18 protein-coding genes are annotated in these 19491 nt (G+C 35.2%); 3 read left to right on the top strand and 15 right to left on the bottom strand.

What is annotated here, in order from left to right; all coding sequences use genetic code 11:
• Positions 1–72: 72 nt before the first annotated feature.
• The 14 genes from RM706_RS14070 to RM706_RS14005 all read right to left on the bottom strand — a co-directional run bounded on the left by RM706_RS14070 (position 73) and on the right by RM706_RS14005 (position 14240).
• Complete coding sequence (locus RM706_RS14070; protein ID WP_311352649.1) at positions 73–960, bottom strand: hypothetical protein; 888 nt, start codon at positions 958–960, stop codon at positions 73–75.
• A gap of 62 nt (positions 961–1022) precedes the next feature.
• On the bottom strand, positions 1023–3425 hold the full coding sequence (locus RM706_RS14065; protein ID WP_311352647.1) for a penicillin acylase family protein: 2403 nt from the start codon (positions 3423–3425) through the stop codon (positions 1023–1025).
• A 152-nt stretch (positions 3426–3577) separates the two neighbouring features.
• Positions 3578–4114 carry an SRPBCC family protein gene (locus RM706_RS14060; RefSeq protein WP_311352645.1) on the bottom strand — a complete coding sequence of 179 codons (537 nt, stop codon included), beginning with the start codon at positions 4112–4114 and terminating at the stop codon, positions 3578–3580.
• Positions 4115–4130: 16 nt separating this feature from the next.
• Positions 4131–4484 (bottom strand): YciI family protein, encoded by a 354-nt coding sequence (locus RM706_RS14055; RefSeq protein ID WP_311352643.1) that lies wholly within the window; start codon positions 4482–4484, stop codon positions 4131–4133.
• An 87-nt stretch (positions 4485–4571) separates the two neighbouring features.
• The gene (locus RM706_RS14050; protein ID WP_311352641.1) at positions 4572–5267 is read right to left on the bottom strand and encodes a DUF8737 domain-containing protein; all 696 of its coding nucleotides are present in this window, start codon (positions 5265–5267) and stop codon (positions 4572–4574) included.
• Between the two features lie 9 nt (positions 5268–5276).
• Positions 5277–5852, bottom strand: coding sequence for a Crp/Fnr family transcriptional regulator (locus RM706_RS14045; RefSeq protein ID WP_311352639.1), 576 nt, complete (start codon positions 5850–5852; stop codon positions 5277–5279).
• Positions 5853–5914: 62 nt separating this feature from the next.
• A complete protein-coding gene (locus RM706_RS14040; protein WP_311352636.1) occupies positions 5915–6370 on the bottom strand; it encodes a GNAT family N-acetyltransferase in 456 nt (151 codons plus the stop codon).
• 151 nt (positions 6371–6521) lie between these two features.
• Positions 6522–7385 (bottom strand): DUF5694 domain-containing protein, encoded by an 864-nt coding sequence (locus tag RM706_RS14035; RefSeq protein WP_311352634.1) that lies wholly within the window; start codon positions 7383–7385, stop codon positions 6522–6524.
• 68 nt (positions 7386–7453) lie between these two features.
• Positions 7454–7894, bottom strand: a complete 441-nt coding sequence (locus RM706_RS14030; RefSeq protein WP_311352632.1) for a helix-turn-helix domain-containing protein — start codon at positions 7892–7894, stop codon at positions 7454–7456.
• A gap of 477 nt (positions 7895–8371) precedes the next feature.
• Complete coding sequence (gene blaOXA / locus RM706_RS14025; protein WP_311352630.1) at positions 8372–9211, bottom strand: class D beta-lactamase; 840 nt, start codon at positions 9209–9211, stop codon at positions 8372–8374.
• A gap of 150 nt (positions 9212–9361) precedes the next feature.
• Positions 9362–9901 (bottom strand): GNAT family N-acetyltransferase, encoded by a 540-nt coding sequence (locus RM706_RS14020; RefSeq protein ID WP_311352629.1) that lies wholly within the window; start codon positions 9899–9901, stop codon positions 9362–9364.
• Between the two features lie 128 nt (positions 9902–10029).
• Positions 10030–10893 (bottom strand): TolB-like translocation protein, encoded by an 864-nt coding sequence (locus tag RM706_RS14015; protein WP_311352627.1) that lies wholly within the window; start codon positions 10891–10893, stop codon positions 10030–10032.
• A 129-nt stretch (positions 10894–11022) separates the two neighbouring features.
• Positions 11023–12015: a serine/threonine dehydratase gene (locus RM706_RS14010; RefSeq protein WP_311352624.1), complete on the bottom strand. Its 993-nt coding sequence runs from the start codon at positions 12013–12015 to the stop codon at positions 11023–11025.
• Positions 12016–12062: 47 nt separating this feature from the next.
• Positions 12063–14240: a glutamine synthetase III family protein gene (locus tag RM706_RS14005; RefSeq protein WP_311353007.1), complete on the bottom strand. Its 2178-nt coding sequence runs from the start codon at positions 14238–14240 to the stop codon at positions 12063–12065.
• Positions 14241–14453: 213 nt separating this feature from the next.
• On the opposite strand from RM706_RS14005, the gene RM706_RS14000 reads away from it, so the two are divergent.
• Entirely contained in the window at positions 14454–15470 is a 1017-nt protein-coding gene (locus tag RM706_RS14000; RefSeq protein ID WP_311352622.1) for a glutamine synthetase beta-grasp domain-containing protein, read from the top strand.
• Between the two features lie 52 nt (positions 15471–15522).
• On the opposite strand, the gene RM706_RS13995 is transcribed toward RM706_RS14000, so the two are convergent.
• Entirely contained in the window at positions 15523–16461 is a 939-nt protein-coding gene (locus tag RM706_RS13995; protein ID WP_311352620.1) for a calcium/sodium antiporter, read from the bottom strand.
• Positions 16462–16610: 149 nt separating this feature from the next.
• Between RM706_RS13995 and RM706_RS13990 the strand changes: the two genes are divergently transcribed.
• On the top strand, positions 16611–16970 hold the full coding sequence (locus RM706_RS13990; RefSeq protein WP_311352618.1) for a BlaI/MecI/CopY family transcriptional regulator: 360 nt from the start codon (positions 16611–16613) through the stop codon (positions 16968–16970).
• Positions 16970–19141 carry a peptidoglycan DD-metalloendopeptidase family protein gene (locus tag RM706_RS13985; protein WP_311352616.1) on the top strand — a complete coding sequence of 724 codons (2172 nt, stop codon included), beginning with the start codon at positions 16970–16972 and terminating at the stop codon, positions 19139–19141. The genes RM706_RS13990 and RM706_RS13985 overlap by 1 nt, the downstream gene beginning before the upstream one ends.
• Positions 19142–19491 lie beyond the last annotated feature (350 nt).

The raw sequence follows: 19491 nt of genomic DNA, 5'->3' as shown, positions 1-19491 counted from the left end.
GGTTAGAAGAATCAACTAAAAAGTTAGAAGTTTTCAATGGATTTTAAGCTAAAAAAGGAATTTACATTTAGATTACTCCGTCGATTTATAAAAGCGATAATATCTTGACCAACTTACGGACTCTGCCACATTCAACGAAATATCAAAAAATAGTTCAGGGCTAACCACATGTTTACACCCCCATAAATTGATTTTTGAAGTCTCAAAATCGGTCGTTTCTTGAACACCAAAATTTAGCCTCATGTTTTCCAAGTTCCAAATTGGTCTTACGGTTTGATATCCATTTAAATGACTAAAAAAAAATGCTTCTTCAGGAGTGCTTAAAAACCTGACCTCGAAATTTTTAAACTGAACGCAGTTTTCAGGGTTCACATTTTCTTTAAAGTTGTTTGAGTTTAAATCGAACAGAAATTTTAAAACATAGTCTTCACCTATTGGTTGGTTGCCAATGGCTAAAAAATTATGACAATACTCTGAGGTTTGAATCTTTTTATTACCAGTATTTTCCAGAAAATAATTGATTCTAAATCCTTCTCGGACGAGTATAATCTTCTTTTTCAATCGATATCCAAATCCATTGAGCAACTTTGAACTATGCTCAAATAGAATACTTTCAGCATCCTTCTGAACACCAAAATCACAAGGTTGTATCTCATATTTATGTGCGAATGAGTATTCATCACCATCCTTTTTTAACATCCCCACCCCCATCTTATGAAACCATTCTCCTTTTTCTGTCTCTTCAAACCCTAATGGGGAATCAATACCGAACTCATTATAAAACCCACAACCCAACTGGTCTTGTTGATCAGACTCTAACTCTTCCAAAGCTCCAAAAGCGACCCCTTCGAAAACCACTTTTCTAATTAAACCGCTCAAGTCAAATCGGGTGCCGGTATAATTTTCTTCAGGTAGGTCAATATAAATTTCTAAGTTTTGATTTTTTAAAATGTGTGACATATTAAGAAATAGGTTTAGACTGCGATCAACCTTACATTTATTACAAATTTTGCAAATCTAAATTAATCTTTGTTTGATGGTTTCAAAATCTTTGTGTTCACCGCTACAGAATCTATTTTCTCGCGTGAATAATAAACAGGGAAATACTCATCATTTGCCCATGATTCAAAAAGATTGCTATAAAAAGGACTCTCCGGATTTCCTGATTGACCTGGTCCATTAGTTCCTATAGCAAGGTCCCAATCTCCGGTATTTACTATCATGCGAAAAGAAGCGCCACTGCTTTGCCTAAGATTACCACCTGTTGAGCCAGGAGTGTATGAGTTTCCACCACGTGGCAATGGCCCTACATCTAATTTCTCTTGAAGAGAATCGTGCACAATACTACCTAAGGCATGCGTTATATAAGTATGCTTATTTACGGTTTGTCCGTAGTGCCATTTGTTTATATCTGAGCCTAACCTTTGTTCTAAATCGATTACGGCTTTCTCAAAAGCATCTGACAAGAACTGATTTCTTCCTAAAATAGGATTAGCACCAAATTTTTCATTAGGTCGTACCAACCAATCAACAATTCGCTTCATTTGCAGGGATGAGATAATGCCCTTAGCCTTTTCAGGAATGAATCGTTCATCAGCCATATCACCCAATTGATTTTCCCAAGCCACGTATATTGCTGCAGCAATGGAATTGGGTTCTAACCGATAATCCCAATCTTTCAATTTTGCTTTGGCTTCTGCATGTTTTCCTTCAAAAACAATTCCATTCAATAAGGGCACTAAAATTCGTGCAGGAATAGAAAGATAATCTGTCTGGAGGGCTTTCATATCTTCCATGGTCATCTTCTCATTTGTCTGTAACACTTCATTTACTCGATCACCGCGATAAGGGTCTGACCAAGAAAAGCCAATAGCGTCCCAATGCTTATAATCACTAGATGTCACGTTTTGATTGGCAGTTGCCAAAAACCCCTGCTCAGGATTGTAGTTGTTTGGTTTTTCAATAATAGGTAAATAGCCTTCCCACTCGTATCGCCCATCGCCAGGTACCGGTACCAAGCCACTAAAATTTTTACGGATGGGTGCAATGCCAACGGCCTGCCATCCGATATTGCCTTGTTTATCCGCCCAAACCATATTTTCACCCGGAATATGACTGTAATTACAGGCTTCTCTAAACTCTTCCCAAGTTTTGGCCTGGTCCATTCGCAAAGAGGCCAAATAAGGTGACCCACCTGACTCTAACCAAGCGCAGCGTACGGCATAGGCCACATTGTTTTCGGTATCAGTATGGGAAACAGGACCATGTAACGTATAGGAAAGCTTTACGATACTATCATTTTGTCCTTTCACTTTTATAGTTTCCGTGATTTGCTCCATATCCTTCCACTCACCCTTATACCTGTATTGATTCGGGTTTTCAGGATTCAATTCATAAACATACAAATCTTCTCCATCGGTTCTAAAAACGGTCAAACCCCAGGAGCCATATTCATTGTGACCAATTGAAATACCAGGTATTTCAGGCTCACCACCACCGATTACATTCCAACCTGGAGCCACCAAATGTGCCATATACCGTAAAGAAGGTACTGCAATAGTTCTATGAGGGTCATTGGCCATGTAAGTATTTCCATCTTGCATCAAATCGCCTTTCACCACCCAATTATTACTACCAATGGAAAGAGAATCATTTTCACCTTTTGAAAATGCTAAAACCATTTCTGCCTCAGCGGTATTTTGGTAATCCGATACCAAATCTTCCTTCTGAAACTTGACGGGTTTACGATAAGCATTGTACAAACCCAAAATATCTTCAGAAAGAAAAGACTTATTAATACTCGAATCAATAGATAAATCTGGTTCTTTGGGATGAAACCAATAGAGCTCTTTAGCCTTTTCTTCCCCTATGGCAGCAACGGCCCTTCCTATTTGTAGTTCTTGACCAATATTGCCCAGAAGTCCTTGATGTCTAGAAATAACAACTTCTGGAGTCCACTTTTGTGGTAGAATACCTAGCATTTTAAATTCTAGCGGGAGCCTTTCTGGGGTTTTAAGAACAGCTTCAATATAAGCATTGACCCCATTAGTATATGCATTAATAATTTCAGTGCCTCTTTCATGGTAGTGATTCATTTCTGTAGTCATATCGCCCCTGAACTTGAACAAGCGCGTGCCGATATCCCTATTCAGTTCACGTTCGCCAAGAATTTCAGCTATGGTGCCGGTGGCCTGTCTTCTCCATATTTCAAATTGAAAAAGTCGGTCTTCAGCAGCGGCATAACCCTGGGCGAAAAATAGGTCATACTGGTTTTTAGCATAAATATGGTTAATACCCCATTTATCGCGAACAATTTCAACCGATTCTTTTAGACCTTTAATAGCCAGTTCATCTGTTGGATTGGTTTCGGTTTCTTTGCAAGATATTATGAGCAGAACGGCGAATAAGAAGCTGATTTCTTTCATTTGTTTCTCGTTTTATAAGATGTTATAGTCTTTTATGAGAATAGCAGTTGATTTTGAAACAAATCGTATAAGAAAGACCTGTTCGTAAATATAAAAAAGCAGCTTTGATTACAAATCAAAACTGCTATTATTTTCATGCATTTAAGGTTTTGCTATTTTTCGCAAGCCAGTTTTAAAAGTTCCATTCCTCTAGCGTTCATTTTTTCCATATCTTTTTTTGCACCAAAAACCCACATAAAGAACGCATCGACCATGCCGGATTTTAGATTAAAATCTTGGACTACTTTTACAATGTTCCCTGCATTTGAGAACCTATATTCAAAGGTTGGATTGGCCTTAAATGGTTTTTGAATATCACATTTCATCTCTATGTATTCAAGAGGTCTTACCGCCTTGATTTCTTGATAGCCTAGGTCTTTTCCATTATTTCCTTCCCAATGGAATTGAGCGCCTACCTGTCCATCATTTCCTTTAACTACCGTCTTTTGGGTAGGGTCAGCTTCGTAAAATGGTGACCATTTCGTAAAGTTTTCTAGATAAAGTACATTATTAAACACCATTTGTGCATTAGCTTGTATACTTACCGTTCTTTGAATATGGATATGTTGCAATTTATTCGCATAATAAAACCCAATCCCTAAAAATAGAATTAATGCAACAACTATTGTTATCGGTATCATTCTCTTCATTTTTTTAGAATTTAGCTTAGTTTTTCATCGGAATAATATTCCTTACTTCTACGGTGCCTCCCATTTTTAAAATAGGGCTGTCTTTAGCCATAGCGACCGCTTCATCTAAAGAGTTTGCTTTGACAATCATATTTCCACTGATCATTTTCTCTTCAGAAATTAAAACTCCTTCTTTAATCGATAAATCACTGTTGATTTGTTTCCCATCAAAACCTAATTGATACGTACTTTCTAGCTTCTCTTTTATAGCGATATTACCTATAAAACTGCCCCAATCTTGACGCATTTGTTCAATTTCTTGTGGTGTGGGTCTGTAATCAGGATTGGGGATATACCTGAATATCATCATAAATTTTTGTTCTGTTTTCATCTCTTTTGGTTTTTAAGTTTTAAACAATAGCCCAAAAGTAGAGGCGCAATAAGAGAAAAAACTTTGCCTATGACAAGAAATGAAAAACTAGGTTTTTTTAAGCCAAGACAACTTTCGAAAAACCAGAAGATGAAGAAAAATTATAGTAGGCGGGGCAAAAGCGGGAATAAAACAAAAAGGGAATTCTGTTAAAATTTCTACCCCTTGAACGTTATTATCAATACTGATTTTGGTAAATAAAATCGCCATAGCTGATGTAATTAAAATATCAATAAGACCGAAAGTGTTCCATACAAACGTCAGCTTTTTGGCATAGCTTTTCTTATTTTGAATTGTTTTTACAATAAAAACACTCGATAGGGCCGTGAGCAAATCACCTATACCTGCAAAAAGTGCAAACGGTTTTGGTAATAAATCGTAAAAGAAAAGAATTATAAAAGTGCTTCCTATAAGCCGGAATATGTGAATCTTGACCAAAGATTCTAGAGTTAAGACAGCATTTACCTCTTTACATTTTTTGGTGCCATAAATTACGGTAACGAGTAGTGCCAATGGAAGTGTTGTGGTCAATACAATTTTAGGTGGAAGCATAACAGTGTCAAAAAAACCATTGTGACTTGCAACAGCAACAAGTATTAAATATGGAATATAAAAACCCAATACCACCCAAAATCCATTTTTAACTTGTCCTTTTTTTGCCAAGCTGGCTACCATTACTACTGGAAAAGCAAACGCAATTAAAAACAAAATTGAAAAAAGAAGTGGTACTTGATTTGAAAACATTGGTCGTTGTTATAACGTAATTTCTTTTCTGATTCTGCTTAAAGACGTGTCTGTTATTCCCAAATAGGTAGCAATATGCTTTAAAGGAACATTTTGAACAATAGAAGGTTTTTCTTTTATCAGATTCAGATATCTATCTTTTGCCTGGTCGGCAATAACGGATATGGAATGATTTTTCAATTCAAAATAGTTATTGACCAATCTTGTTCTACCCACCGCCCTAAAAGCCTCAATATTAAATAATTTCATGAAATCATTAAAGTTTATTTTCCAGCATTTGCCATTGGTTACGGCCTGTATCGATTCTTTACAAGGCTTTTTCAAAAAATACGAATGCCAATCTATGACAATATCTTTTTCTGAAAAAAATTTAGTCGTAATGTCATTTCCTTCTAGATCAATAGTATATGAACGTAAAAAACCCGTCTCTAAAAAGTAATAGTAATTAGCTACTTTACCTTTTTCAATGAGGTAATCATTCTTTGTAAAAGCAACTTCTTCAAACTGCTTAACTATTAATTCTAACTCATCTGAGCTAAGATTTTCTGGTTTAAAAATGCAGTTTAAAAAATGGGGTTGATTCATTTTTATTTCTAGTTTTAAATTACCTACATCGATTAATGTAAAGTGAATTTTTAAATAATGTTCTATGCAGTTTTTATTTCAAAATTGAAATGGTCAACCTTTTCTCCTTTGCCAAGGATAGATTTATAAAATTTAACTGCTTGTTCATCTTCTGGGTGTGCTTGAACAAAAATTGATTCAATTCCATTTCTTGTTGAATAATCTTTTAAGTAGGCAATTAACTTTTTTCCTATTCCCTGGTTATGAAGTTCTTTTTTGACGGCTATATCATAAATATATAATTCGCTTTTATCAGTATAATATCGCTCTAATTCATATGCCGTCAGTCCTCCAATAATTTTACCTTCTTTGATTGCTGCAATTACATGAAATTCAGGTTTACTCAATAGTTTCTTTAATTGCCTTTCTGAAGCGACTTTGCTAGGTTCTTCGAAAACCTCATTCAGTAGGTCTATAAGTTCTGTGAATTGTTCAATATTATTTCCCTTAATTCTGGAAACTTTGAAACTATTTTTCATTTTAGTATTCAATTACATAAAAACGGTGAGTACTTGATTTCGTGGTGCGTTTAAGCATTAAATTTAGAAATAAATCACTAAAATAAATTTCGTGAAGACTTTAGTAAGAAGGCTATGAAGAACAATGAGTTTTACACATTGTTAGCCATAGTTATTTTTCCATAACCTGTTGTAATTCTTTGGCTTGCCAAGTATCATTTTCTTTGATGAATAACTCAAGCATTGCAACATGACTTGACCCGGCCAAAACCATAATTCTTTCGTCGGATTTAGTAACATTTTTTTGAATTAATGACCACATAAATAGATTTCTTTTGAACCATTCGGATGTTAATAAAGGTCCAGAAAAATCTTTTGTACTACCTGCTAAGAGCATTAAATTATTGTGAAAGTAGTTAGAAAACTTACGCATCTCCTGACTATTAACAAAATAAGTAAGTTCAGTAAGCGAAACTCCAGATTCAATTTTATTATCAAAATCAACCGTGAATTTAGAAATTCCATTTTCAATCTTCTTTTTAAGTTCAGTTTGATTGTTTTGTTCTATTTCTTTCATCACATCCTCAAATGGAAATGAGGTTGAATAATCTATTGCATAGATTTTTTTTATATTATTCCGTTTTGCTACCCTAAATGCTAGTTGAAAAATTTCATTTTTTAAATAAAAATCAGAAAGACTATCATTATCGAAATAATTCCCTTTGGCATATACTTGATAAAGAGAATCTAATTCTTTTTGCTCATCGTATGGCCATTCTACAAATATTTTAGTCGGATTGTAATCTGTTATTTTTTTACTTATTCTTTTCAACTCGGTTTGAGAATCTTCGTTTAGAATATCAAATGATTTAGTTTTAGCAACGTCAGCACCAGGGTTATTATAATGAAATGTTCCAACTAGTAATACTTCTTTACCTGCTGAAATTTCGGGATTTTCTTTTTGAGCTTTCTTTTGGTTGCTATTACAACTCAAAATCGCAAACGAAAGTAGGAATGTCCAAATGCAGTTTTTCATAGTAAGTCATTTTAGATTGAATGCAAATTTGACTAATTGAGCTCAGACTAAATTGTAAAAGATTTACCCTAATCAAATATCCAATGAACATTACTGTTCCCCATAGTGGTCAAATTTTCGAAAAATACCTTGGGAGAAAGCCTAGTTAAAGATTTGAAGTTTGCAATCATATGAGATTGGTCGAAAAAATCAATAAAATGGCTTAATTCAGTTAAGCTGGTCTTTTGATTAGAGCCCTTCATTTCTTCAATTGTTTTTCTAAAGCGGAGTATTTTTTTGTATTCAGAAGGTTTTTTGCATAAGTGCTTTTTAAACTGGAAGATTAATGTTTTCTGACTGACATCGAATTCACTTGCTAGTTCAGCAGTAGTTATTTTCAAGTTTTCTTCTATTCTAGAAATAGCATCGCTCAAAAATGAATGTGTGAATCCGTTTAATTTGCTCAACCAATACTTTTCTAGACCTTCAACCAAAATTGTTTTGTCTTGAATGTTTAAAATTCGTTTCATTTCTAATTCGTAATCAGAAAAGGGAACGAATCTATCAAACGAGCTTTGGCTGTAACTAGCTAGGTCTTTCTCTAAGAAAGCGTTAAGGCCTAGGGGTTTAAAATAAATGCAGATTTCTTTCACATTGCCTTGATACTCAAAACAAATGGGCTTATTAAATCTACAAACCAAGCTTGTTTCCAATGGTTTTGACTTAGAAAACTTTGTTATAATTTTATTGCGCAGAATAACATTTTCGGCTGTATTAACGACAGTGACAATTGAATAAAGCGAAGGAAAAGTCAAGTAATTTATTGTAATGTCATTTTCGGAGTGTTCCAGGATATAATAACTATCTATATACTTTTTCAGCTCGTTGTTTTTGGGGTTGAAAGTTTCAATCTTCATCTGGAATTCGATTCTAATTTTTGTTGTCGGTTAGTATAACGAGCATTCCCTGCCAATAGGCGGCAATGATTTGTAATACAGTGAACACCTTTATTTTATTATTTCCATCTGTTTGAGAGCCTTAAAAGTCACATCTTTCCTAATCGTTGGAAATATATTCATATCAAATTGTTGTTTGGGCTCCACATTTGTTGCGAAAAAATATGTTCTATTCCGAGTTTCAATATATCCAACAAACCAACCATTATTATTGCCATTTCTAATAGACCAACCTGTTTTTCCACTTAGTTTATAGTTATCAACATCTTCAATTACTATCATTCTTTTTATTATCGTCTCCGTGCGTTCAGAAATTGGCAGTTCAGATTGATATAATCTCTTTAAAAAATCTATTTGCTGAAATTGACTAATTCGAGATTCTCCCTCAAGCCAGAATAAATCAACATTGGTTGAATCAACTTTCATTTTTCCATATTCCAGCTTATTAAGAAAGTTATTCATTTTTTTTTCTCCAATTTTCCTTGCTACTTTTTGATAGCAAGGGACACAAGAATAGTGAAAAGCATCCCTAAATATTAAATCTTGTTCCCAAATTTTCAATCCTCTTTTCTCACCGCGCCACTTTAAAACCGTACTATCATTTTCAACTGTTCCTGTTTCAAGTGCTATAATCGAATTAGTGATTTTGAATGTAGACGCTGGTAGATTTCCTCTTTTTGCCAAATGAAAACTGTTTGAATAATATTTGTCACCTTTTAAATCATAAATTAAAACCGAACCCATAATACCTGCTGAATCAATAATAGTTTGAAAGTCTGAAACTTCAACTTTTTGCTCTGACTCTTTTTTTATTTTTCCTTCCGATTTAGTCTTCCTACCAGAGCAAGAAACTAATATAATTAGTATTGATAATAAATGAATTAATTTCATCTGATGCTATTGGTGCTAGCGGTTATGCTACGATTCTGGCTTGGTAAATTAGGTGGGGTTTTCAAACTAAGAAATCACGATGGTTTAAAGTTAGGTTTTTCAAATTAAGGGAGAAACAAAGCTGAATTATGGCCATTGTATCATGCCGTTTTATTTTTCATTCAGTTTATAAAATCTATGCTCATTATAGACCTTGTCATTTTTAAAAATCGCATTCTTAAATATTCCTTCCTTTTTAAATCCGTTCTTCTCAAGAACTTTCATTGATCCAATATTATATTCAAACACACCCGTATAAATTCGATTTAAGCCAAGTTTGTCAAATCCGTATTTAATAATCAATTCTACCGCTTTGGTTGCGATTCCATTTCCCCAATAAAGTTCTCCTATCCAATATCCGATTTCAGCCGATTTTTGATAGACATCTTTTTGCTTGACTAACCCTATTACTCCAGAAAGCTTGCCTTTGTACTCTATTCCAAAAGTTTGTTTTGGTTCTTCTTTTATCGCTAAGTTTATGAAAAATTCAGCATCACCTTCCTTATATGGAAATGGAATATAATCTCTTAAATTATCCCAAACCTTTTTATTATTTGCAAGTTTTGCCAATTCAGCTTTATCTGATAAATTGAGCGGTCTTATTTTGATTTTTTTTCCAATTTTAATTAGATGGCACAGCGTTAAGTACAAGAATAGTTGAAAGTCTAGGTACGAGAATTTTCCTTAGGAAAATCAGAAATACTGAACTTGCAATGAGCTTCGCTAAAGCCCAGATTAGAGCAATTATTTTTATTTTTTGTTGCCAAACGTCACTGTTGTTAATTTGGTTTCAGTGCCATGATGACTTGTGCATCTACCCAGAATATATCTCCTGTATCACCACCAAAACTTCTATGAAAGAAAAAATACTTTCCATCCGGTGAAACACTTCCATATGCTTCTCCAAATTCCGTATTTATCTTATCTCCTAAATTAATAGCCCTACACCACGAACCATCTTTCTGTCTAAAAGAAATATACAAATCAGCTTTACCATATCCGCTTTCTCTTTGATCATCCCATATTAAAAAAGATTCATCGGGAGCAATAAAAGGATGTGCATTCCATTGACCTAAGTCAATATCCAACATTTTCGGTTCTTCATGTATACCATTTATTAAACGAGAATAACGAATTGGACCGGTTTCACTTGCCTCATCAAAGTAGTAAGTTCCATTAGATGCCGCTGTTAAACGCATTATACGAATATCTTTGAAAGGAGCATCAAGACTTTTCACTTCTGACCATCCAGAGTTGGTTCGCTCCCTATATTTATTTCCCAAGTGCAGCATCTTACCATCAAGAGAAAGAAATGGCTCTCCCGCTCTGGGTGGCACAACTGACTCAACCCATGTGTTATTTTTGTATTCAACAACAACTAAGGTGTTATTTTTATGTATCCCGCCCCTTCTGCGAAAATAGAACTCTTTTAAGTCTGGTGTCAAGGCTGCTGCGGCCTCTCTATGTTCAGTTTGAATAATATCCGGAGCAAATAACTCAGGTATTAAGCCTGGAGGTTTCTGACCAAGATAAACATTTTCTATAATTGGTTCATCACTATTTTTTGCGTTCTGCTTTTTAGTATTACAGGCACTTAAAAGTAGTGCGAATACAAGTATTAAAAAAAAGTAGGATTTTCTCACTATTTATTTGTTTTTGATGTTTGCTAACAATTGTATAAAGGTATTTCGGATATATTACTTATACACTTCATTAAGGTAACTGATTGTATTTCAAGAATTTTAAAAAATCTAGTCGTTTACAAACGTATATTATTCAAATAACGTTGGTTTTTGGATCAGGTAATCTTCTTCCCATATCTTTTGTGTCATGGGTTGGTCCACATTACCACCAGAAATCACCATCAACACCCGTTGTCTTGTTTTTTGAGTTTGTAACCATCTTCTAATAGCTTCCATGGGCATGGCACAAGTGGGTTCTATTCGGCACTTGAGCAAATGCGTCAGCCATTGGGTCCAGTACACCAAATATTTTTCTTCTATTTCGTAAAAACCGTCCAGCTGTTTTAAATAATCAAACGTGATATCACCAACTGCCATAGTCATAGCACCATCTGCCAAGGTATCTGGTACGCCAGGTAAACGTTGAATACTACCTATTCGTAATGACTCGGCCGCATCATTTGCATTTAAGGGTTCTACACCGAACATTTTTGCATTAGGCATCAGTCCGCGAGTAGCAATTAAAGAACCTGAGGTCAGCCCGCCACCGCCACAAGGGGTGAATACCGCATCGATATCTTTTAGTTCTTTTAAGGCTTCGTAGGCAGCCGTACCTTGCCCACTAATGACTTGTTCATGGTTAAAAGGGGGAATCCAAAAAGTGCCTTCTTCCTTTGCCGCTTCAGTCACTTTGGCATCGGTTATATCACGGGTTTCACTCAACACCACCTTAGCACCATAAGCTTTGGTAGCTTGAACCTTTACTTTTGAAGAATAGGCTGCCATAAAAATAGTTGCTGGTACATTAAACTGCTTTGCAGCATAGGCTACTGCTTGGGCATGGTTACCCGAGCTGTTCGCTACAATATGCCTTGGAAGATGCCCCTGCTCTAAAAGCCAGGCCAAGGTATTGACTCCTCCCCTGGCCTTAAAAGCACCGATTTTTTGAAAATTTTCAGCTTTAAAATAAATCTCATGACCCAGCCATTCATTTAATCGTGACGATGTAAGAATTGGCGTTTTATTAATATATGGATCAATTCTTTTTTTAGCTGCTTCAATATCTTTTAGGGTCAGGTTCATACCTTAAAAATAGGAATTACCAATAATTCTTCAACGTGTAAAAAGTATTATTTCACAAACAGCAGTTCGCGGTATTTGGTCAATGGCCATAATTCATCAGACACCAATTGCTCCAAAGCGTCAACATGTGTTCGAATTTGTTCAAAATAAGGTTTAACATCATCGCAATAGGCCTGTGCACGTTTGGCAATACTGCTTCCTTTATTCGATTTTTCTTTGACAACAGTCATTTGGTCGGCAAGTTTTTTAGCCCGCACCAAATGTTCCGCCATTTTTTCTAAAATGTTCAGTTGCGGCTCGGTAAGGTTTTTATGGGCAGCACCATAAACCTCTTTCAAACCCGCAATATTTTCAAGTAATATATTTTGGTATTTCAATGTAGCTGGTATGATATGATTGTAAACTAATTCGCTTAAAATGCTACTTTCTATCTGAATATGAAAAACGTAATTGTCAAGTTCCACTTCTTGATGTGCGGCCAACTCTTTATCGTTCATTACATTGGTTGCTTCAAAAAGTGCCAGACTTTCTTTTGAAGTCAATACCCGAATAGCCTCAGGGGTATTTTTATTATTACTTAATTTTCGCTTGCGAGCCTCAGCCTCCCAATCTCCACTATATCCATCACCATCAAAACGTATCCGTTTTGAGGTTTTAATGTATTCTCGTAGTACGTTAAAAACAGCTTCATCTTTTTTAAGGCTTTTTTTATCGATTAAAGCATCGACTTCTTTCTTGAAATCGGTCAATTGCTTAGCTACAATAGTATTTAGAACCGTCATGGGTTTGGCACAATTCATTTTTGCCCCTACACCACGCATTTCAAATTTATTGCCTGTAAAAGCAAAAGGAGAGGTACGGTTACGATCCGTATTGTCCAATAATATTTCAGGAATCTTACCAACCACATTAAGTTTTAGTTCTGTCTTTTCTTCTGGAGATAGTTTTCCTTTAGAAACCCCTTCCAATTCATCAAGTACATCACTTAATTGCTTGCCCACAAAAATTGAAATAATGGCTGGGGGTGCTTCATTAGCGCCTAGACGATGGTCATTGCTGGCAGAAGCAATTGAAGATCGCAATAATTCTTCATAGGTATCCACGGCCTTAATCGTATTGATGAAAAAGGTCAAAAACTGCAGGTTCTTCATCGGAGTGGATCCCGGACTCAACAAATTCACCCCGGTATCTGTGGCCAGAGACCAGTTATTATGTTTGCCCGAACCGTTAATACCCGCGAAGGGTTTTTCATGGAACAAAACTTTAAACCCATGCTGGTCAGCAATTTCATCCATTACATCCATTAACAACAGGTTATGGTCAACGGATAGATTCGCTTCTTCAAAAACCGGAGCCAATTCAAACTGATTGGGCGCCACTTCATTATGTCTTGTTTTAACAGGAATACCCAATAGCATACACTGTTTTTCTAAAGCACTCATAAAACTGAGCACCCTACTCGGAATTACGCCAAAGTAATGATCATCTAATTGTTGGCCTTTCGCGGCTGAATTGCCCACCAAAGTACGACCGGTCATCAAAATATCTGGTCTTGATTGTGCAAGCGCTTTGTCTATTAAAAAATACTCCTGCTCCCATCCTAAAGTGGCATGTACTTTTCTTACGTTTTTGTCAAAAAATTGAGCAACACCTGTAGCCGCTTCATCAACCGCATGTAAGGCACGTAGCAAAGGCGCTTTATTATCTAGAGCTTCACCGGTATATGAAACGAAAATAGTTGGAATACACAAAGTAGTTTTATAGACAAAAGCCGGAGAAGTTGGGTCCCAAGCTGTATAGCCCCTAGCTTCAAAGGTATTTCTTATTCCCCCGCTAGGAAAACTAGAGGCATCAGGTTCTTGTTGCACCAATTGTCTGCCACCAAATTTTTCAATACCTCGACCATCAGCAAGCAAATCAAAAAATGCATCGTGCTTTTCTGCGGTCGCCCCAGTTAAAGGCTGAAACCAGTGTGTGTAATGCGTTGCACCCATAGAAAGCGCCCAAGCTTTCATTCCCTCAGCCACCTGATCTGCAATTTTTCGATCTATTTTACTTCCTGAAAAGATTGCTGCCTGAACCTTATGAAAAGCTTCACTGGTAAGAAACTGTTGCATTTTTTCATTGTTGAACACGTTAGTGCCAAACAGACTAGATCGTTTATCCAATTCTTCTATGTTCGTGGGAATTCTACTATGACTCGTTGTTAGTGCTTCAAATCTCATCATGACTTTAACCTATTTAAATCAATAGACAAAATTAACAATTTAGCAATATTGAGCCTATAAAAATGCTTTTTTATTAAATAACCCCGCATAAAATAGGGGTTAACAAAATTCTGATAACTTTTTGTGATTTAACCCCCTTAGAATAGAGGTTTTTAGCAAAAAAAATTATTTTTACAACTTATTAAAATTTCAAGTAAATAATCCACTATTATGAGCAAGGCAAAATTAGAGTACATCTGGTTGGATGGATACTTTCCAACTCAAAACATGAGAAGTAAAACCAAGGTTGTAAATGACTTTAGCGGTAAATTAGAAGATTGTCCAATGTGGTCTTTTGATGGCAGTTCAACAAGACAAGCTGAAGGTGGTTCGTCTGACTGCTTGTTAAAACCAGTTGCCATATTTCCAGATCCTGCAAGAAAGAGCGGGTTTTTGGTAATGACTGAGGTTTTGAACGCAGATGGTACCCCTCACGTATCTAATGGTCGAGCAACCATTGATGATGACGATAATGATTTTTGGTTTGGCTTTGAACAAGAATATTTTATAATGGATACGCAAACCCAATTACCACTAGGTTTTCCAATTGGTGGCTACCCGGCTCCACAAGGCATGTACTATTGTTCTGTTGGTGGTAAAAACACTCATGGTCGAGATTTGGTTGAAGAACATGCAGATATGTGTATTGAAGCAGGAATCAACTTTGAAGGAATCAACCAAGAAGTTGCCTCTGGACAATGGGAATTTCAACTTTTCGCCAAAGGCGCTAAGAAAGCAGGTGATGAAATATGGGTAGCTCGTTATTTATTGGATCGTTTGACCGAACAATATGGTTATTACATTGAATACCACCCTAAACCACTAGGAAAAGATATGGACTGGAACGGCTCTGGCATGCATGCCAATTTCTCTAACACTACGTTGAGAACATGTGGCGATAAAGCTACTTATGAAAAAATATGTGAAGCTTTCCGACCAGTGGTGAAAGAGCACATTGCCGTTTACGGTGAGTTCAATGACCAAAGATTAACTGGTGAGCACGAAACGCAATCTATTGATGAGTTTAGCTTTGGGATTTCTGATAGAGGGGCTTCAATCCGTATTCCAATCGCTACCGTTGAAAGCGGATGGAAAGGTTGGCTAGAAGATAGAAGACCAGCTTCAAACGGTGATCCATACAAAATCGCAGGAAGAATTGTTAAGACGGTTAAATCTGCTGATGTATAAGAAAATTAGTTGTTGATTATTCTAAAAACCGTCTTAGCAATAGGGCGGTTTTTTATTTTACAGTAAGATAAACAAAAGTGATATAAATCCCTATCAAAATAAGTCCGTCACGCCAGCCTAATCGAAGTCCCTTTGGCACAAAAACCAAGGGCAGAATTAAGAACGAAATCCCAAGCATCCAGAAAATATCGTTGGTCAACAACCCTTGATCTGCAGCGTTTATAGGAGTTATTATTGATGTGATTCCCAATACCGCCAATAGATTAAAAATATTGGATCCTATTAGATTTCCTAAAGAAATGGCTTTCTCTTTTTTCAAAATTGCAATTATTGAGGCTGCCAGCTCCGGAATACTGGTTCCAATAGATACCACGGTAACACCGATCACTCGATCACTCACCCCAAAGGATGAAGCCAAACCAACCGCACCATCAATCAACAATTCTGAACCGCCCCAAAGTGCCGTTCCGCCTAATCCTAAAAAAAGCACTGTTTTATATAATGGCAATGGAACATCATCTTCAGGAAGTTCATCAACAACTGCGGTTTTTTGAAATCGCAGAAGATAAACCAAAAACACAAACAACAAAACCACCATGATGATGCCTTCATGCTGTTCTAACGTACCATCAAAATAGATAAACCCGACAAAAAGTAATGATGCCAACATCATCACTGGCCAATCTGTAGTATAGAAACTTTTGCGCACATCAATACTGCCCATCAACACAGTAATTGCTAATACAAGACCTAAATTGGCAATATTAGACCCCACTACATTGCCCAATGCCAAGTCTGGAAAACCATCTAAAGCTGCCTTGACACTAACGATTAATTCTGGGGCTGAAGTAGCAAAAGAAACCACCGTCATCCCTATTATAATTTTTGGGATATTAAGTTTTAAAGACAGCGCAACCGCCGCTTTTAACAACCAATTACCCCCAACAATCAATAAAATAAGACCGAGAACGATAAATAAAAAGTCTTGCAAGATGACGTGTTTTGGGTAAATATAAACTAAGATTTACATTTAATTACAATAACTGAGTTAATTAAAAAACTATATAATTAGTTAAATAACTATAAAAATAGTTGTTTAACTATAAATATAATACTATGTTTGAAATCTAAAGTTTGACTATGCAAAAATTGACAAATAAAGAAGAAGAAATCATGAAGATTTTGTGGAGGCTTGAAAAAGCTTTTGTGAAAGAGATCTTAAGAGATGTGAAAGGTGATAAACCACATTACAACACGCTTTCTACCATTGTCAGAAATTTAGAGGAAAAAGGTTACGTTGGTTACGAAGCCTTTGGAAATACACATCGCTATTTTCCAAAAATCACTAAAGAAGCCTATCGTAAAACATTCATCAACTCAACTATAGCCGACTATTACGACAATTCATATAAAAGTTTAGTTTCATTTTTTGCCAATGAAGAAAAAATATCTATTGAAGAGCTAAAGGAGATTATTAAACTAATTGAAAATAAAAAGTGATGGAAGCATTCTTTGTACACTTATTAAAGTCATCTGGTATAATCTTATTGTTTTTGGGAATATACCAGGTGTTTCTTAAAAAAGAAACATTTTTCAAGAGCAATAGATTGTTTCTAGTAATAGGTCTTTTAATCTCACTCTTATTACCTTTTGTGACAATTACTCAAACGACATATGTTGAACGTGCTCCTATGTTTTTGACAGATTTAAGCTCTTTTACTATGGTAACAGAGACGAGCAATGAATCACTGGCATTATTTAATTGGCTAGGTTTATTATTGATAATATATATTTTGGGAACAGTTTATTTTGGACTAAGACTTATTGTTCAATTATATTCCATTCGTACCATAAGAAAGAAAAGTGAAGTGGTTATTGAAGATAGTTTTTACCATGTAAAGACCAACGATTATATTTCACCATTTTCATTTTTCAAGCATATTTTTTATTATCCAAAGCAATTTTCCAAAAATGAATTGAACACCATAATTTCTCATGAAAAAGTTCATGCCAAAGAACTTCATTCCATAGATATTCTTTTAACTGAGGTCTTATGTATTTTTCAATGGTTCAACCCAGCTATATGGTTTTATAAAAGTAGTATTAAGCAAAACTTAGAGTTTTTGGCCGATTCTAAGACGTGCCAAGAATACGAAGACAAAAAACAGTATCAATACCTAATGTTAAAACAGATTGTTGGGAGCCATAAAATAACAATTGCAAACCCATTTTTTAATTCATTAATCAAAAAGCGAATCATCATGTTAAATCGAAATCAATCAAAACGTATCAATGCACTCAAACTTTTAGTGATACTTCCATTACTATTTTTATTCTTAGTCGGATTCAATACTAAGGAAGTGGTGAAATTTAGAGAGAATGCAAAAGTAAAATCAATAGAAAAGCCATTTGACGTAGAATTTATAAACCCTTTAAACCAAAGTGATATTCAAAAAATATCACTAGGCTTTGGCCCTGCAAAGAGCCCTTTTACCAATGAAATGGAATTTCATCAGGGAATTGATCTTGTAGCTTCAACAGGTAAAGATGTCAAGGCAAGTGCCAATGGAACAGTAAAGGTGAGCTCTTTAGGTTTCAACAATGGCAATTACATTCTTCTTGAACATGAGAATGGGTATTTAACCAAATACATGCATTTAAATGACAGAGTAGCAAAAGTAGGTGACCAAGTAAAATCCGGAGACGTAATCGGTCATGTAGGAAATACGGGGAAATCAACCGGACCGCATCTTCATTTTGAAATATCAAAATCAGGCAAATCCCTAAACCCAGAAAGTCTAATTCCTTTTAAGTCTTTGAAAAAAGCCATTGAAACAAAAAAGCCACCAGCTAAAAAGAGCGTTAAGACCTACAAAAAAATAGAATTGTTAATTACTAAAAGCACTTCAAATGAAAAGCTGGAAGAAATCAAGAAGGATTTGGCGACCGATGACATTGACTTTTCATATACTGTGGTTCATAACGACAAAGACGAAATCATTCAAATTGATGTGAACGTCTCTGGAAAAGGCAAAAATGGCGAAAAATTTAATAGTTCCTATAGTTCATCAGATAGTGAAAATGGTATAACCCCACTTGTAATTTTTATTGACCATGAAAACAATCTTGTATCTATTGGCTCAAAGGGAGCGTATAATCCAAACATAGCACTTATTAGTTCTGAAAAGGATAAGGTTTGGATAAGCAATTCAAATAATGACAAGGAAACTATTGAAATCAGAACTGAAGGCGGTGTTAAAAAAATCTTAGTTGATGGAAAAGAAGTTCATGAGGATGAAGAAATACATTCAAATCATTTTTCATTTAATACAGATGACGACGACCACGATGTAAGGGTGAAAGTGATTTCTTCAGAGGGTAAAAAGAAACATAAAGATAAAAAGGGTGTATTCATTTTAAAAGATGCTGATAATGATTTAGATATTGAAGTCATTGATGAGAATGATGGTTTCTTTTTTATAAACGCAGATGGTGAAGAAGAACCCCTATTTTATATTGACGGTAAAGAAGCTTCGAGAAAAGAGGTGAAAAAACTTTCTCCAAAAGAAATAAAGACCATTGATGTTTCTAAAGGAAAAGCAGCAAAAAAAAAGTACGGTAAAAAAGCAAAAAATGGCGCGGTAGAAATAACTACCAAAAAGAAAAACTAGCGCACAATCCATCAATCAAAAATCGAGAAAAACCGACTTCAAATTTGGTCGGTTTTTTTTGGTTTCAAAAATGAAAACGGCTTTTTAGAATTTTTTTTTAATGAAAAGCCCCTTGGTTTCAATAAAACCTTTCAAATACACCCTTGAAAAATTACATATTTTAATATAAAAATTATTTTACATTATAAATTACAACTTTATCCAAGGAAGTTACATCATTTTTGAACACAGAAGCATTCTTATTATTTCAATTTCGCATTCAATTACAATAATTCTCTTCTAAATATTTGGAAACATGACAATTATCATGATATATTCGAGCATCAATTAAAAAACGAATTAATTATCAA

This window comes from Croceitalea rosinachiae, assembly GCF_031846445.1.
GTDB lineage: Bacteria > Bacteroidota > Bacteroidia > Flavobacteriales > Flavobacteriaceae > Croceitalea > Croceitalea rosinachiae.
The sequence above is the reverse complement of the archived record's forward strand: the minus strand, read 5'-3'. Positions and strand labels throughout refer to the sequence as shown.

What these genes read in the sequence shown, in the direction of transcription:
- RM706_RS14060 (WP_311352645.1), bottom strand. Translation starts at nt 4,114, where the DNA reads ATGAAGAGAATGATACCGATAACAATAGTTGTTGCATTAATTCTATTT.
- RM706_RS14035 (WP_311352634.1), bottom strand. Translation starts at nt 7,385, where the DNA reads ATGAAAAACTGCATTTGGACATTCCTACTTTCGTTTGCGATTTTGAGT.
- RM706_RS14065 (WP_311352647.1), bottom strand. Translation starts at nt 3,425, where the DNA reads ATGAAAGAAATCAGCTTCTTATTCGCCGTTCTGCTCATAATATCTTGC.
- RM706_RS14010 (WP_311352624.1), bottom strand. Translation starts at nt 12,015, where the DNA reads ATGAACCTGACCCTAAAAGATATTGAAGCAGCTAAAAAAAGAATTGAT.
- RM706_RS14050 (WP_311352641.1), bottom strand. Translation starts at nt 5,267, where the DNA reads ATGTTTTCAAATCAAGTACCACTTCTTTTTTCAATTTTGTTTTTAATT.
- RM706_RS14055 (WP_311352643.1), bottom strand. Translation starts at nt 4,484, where the DNA reads ATGAAAACAGAACAAAAATTTATGATGATATTCAGGTATATCCCCAAT.
- RM706_RS14070 (WP_311352649.1), bottom strand. Translation starts at nt 960, where the DNA reads ATGTCACACATTTTAAAAAATCAAAACTTAGAAATTTATATTGACCTA.
- RM706_RS14000 (WP_311352622.1), top strand. Translation starts at nt 14,454, where the DNA reads ATGAGCAAGGCAAAATTAGAGTACATCTGGTTGGATGGATACTTTCCA.
- blaOXA (WP_311352630.1), bottom strand. Translation starts at nt 9,211, where the DNA reads ATGAAATTAATTCATTTATTATCAATACTAATTATATTAGTTTCTTGC.
- RM706_RS13985 (WP_311352616.1), top strand. Translation starts at nt 16,970, where the DNA reads ATGGAAGCATTCTTTGTACACTTATTAAAGTCATCTGGTATAATCTTA.
- RM706_RS14030 (WP_311352632.1), bottom strand. Translation starts at nt 7,894, where the DNA reads ATGAAACGAATTTTAAACATTCAAGACAAAACAATTTTGGTTGAAGGT.
- RM706_RS14045 (WP_311352639.1), bottom strand. Translation starts at nt 5,852, where the DNA reads ATGAATCAACCCCATTTTTTAAACTGCATTTTTAAACCAGAAAATCTT.
- RM706_RS14005 (WP_311353007.1), bottom strand. Translation starts at nt 14,240, where the DNA reads ATGAGATTTGAAGCACTAACAACGAGTCATAGTAGAATTCCCACGAAC.
- RM706_RS14040 (WP_311352636.1), bottom strand. Translation starts at nt 6,370, where the DNA reads ATGAAAAATAGTTTCAAAGTTTCCAGAATTAAGGGAAATAATATTGAA.
- RM706_RS13990 (WP_311352618.1), top strand. Translation starts at nt 16,611, where the DNA reads ATGCAAAAATTGACAAATAAAGAAGAAGAAATCATGAAGATTTTGTGG.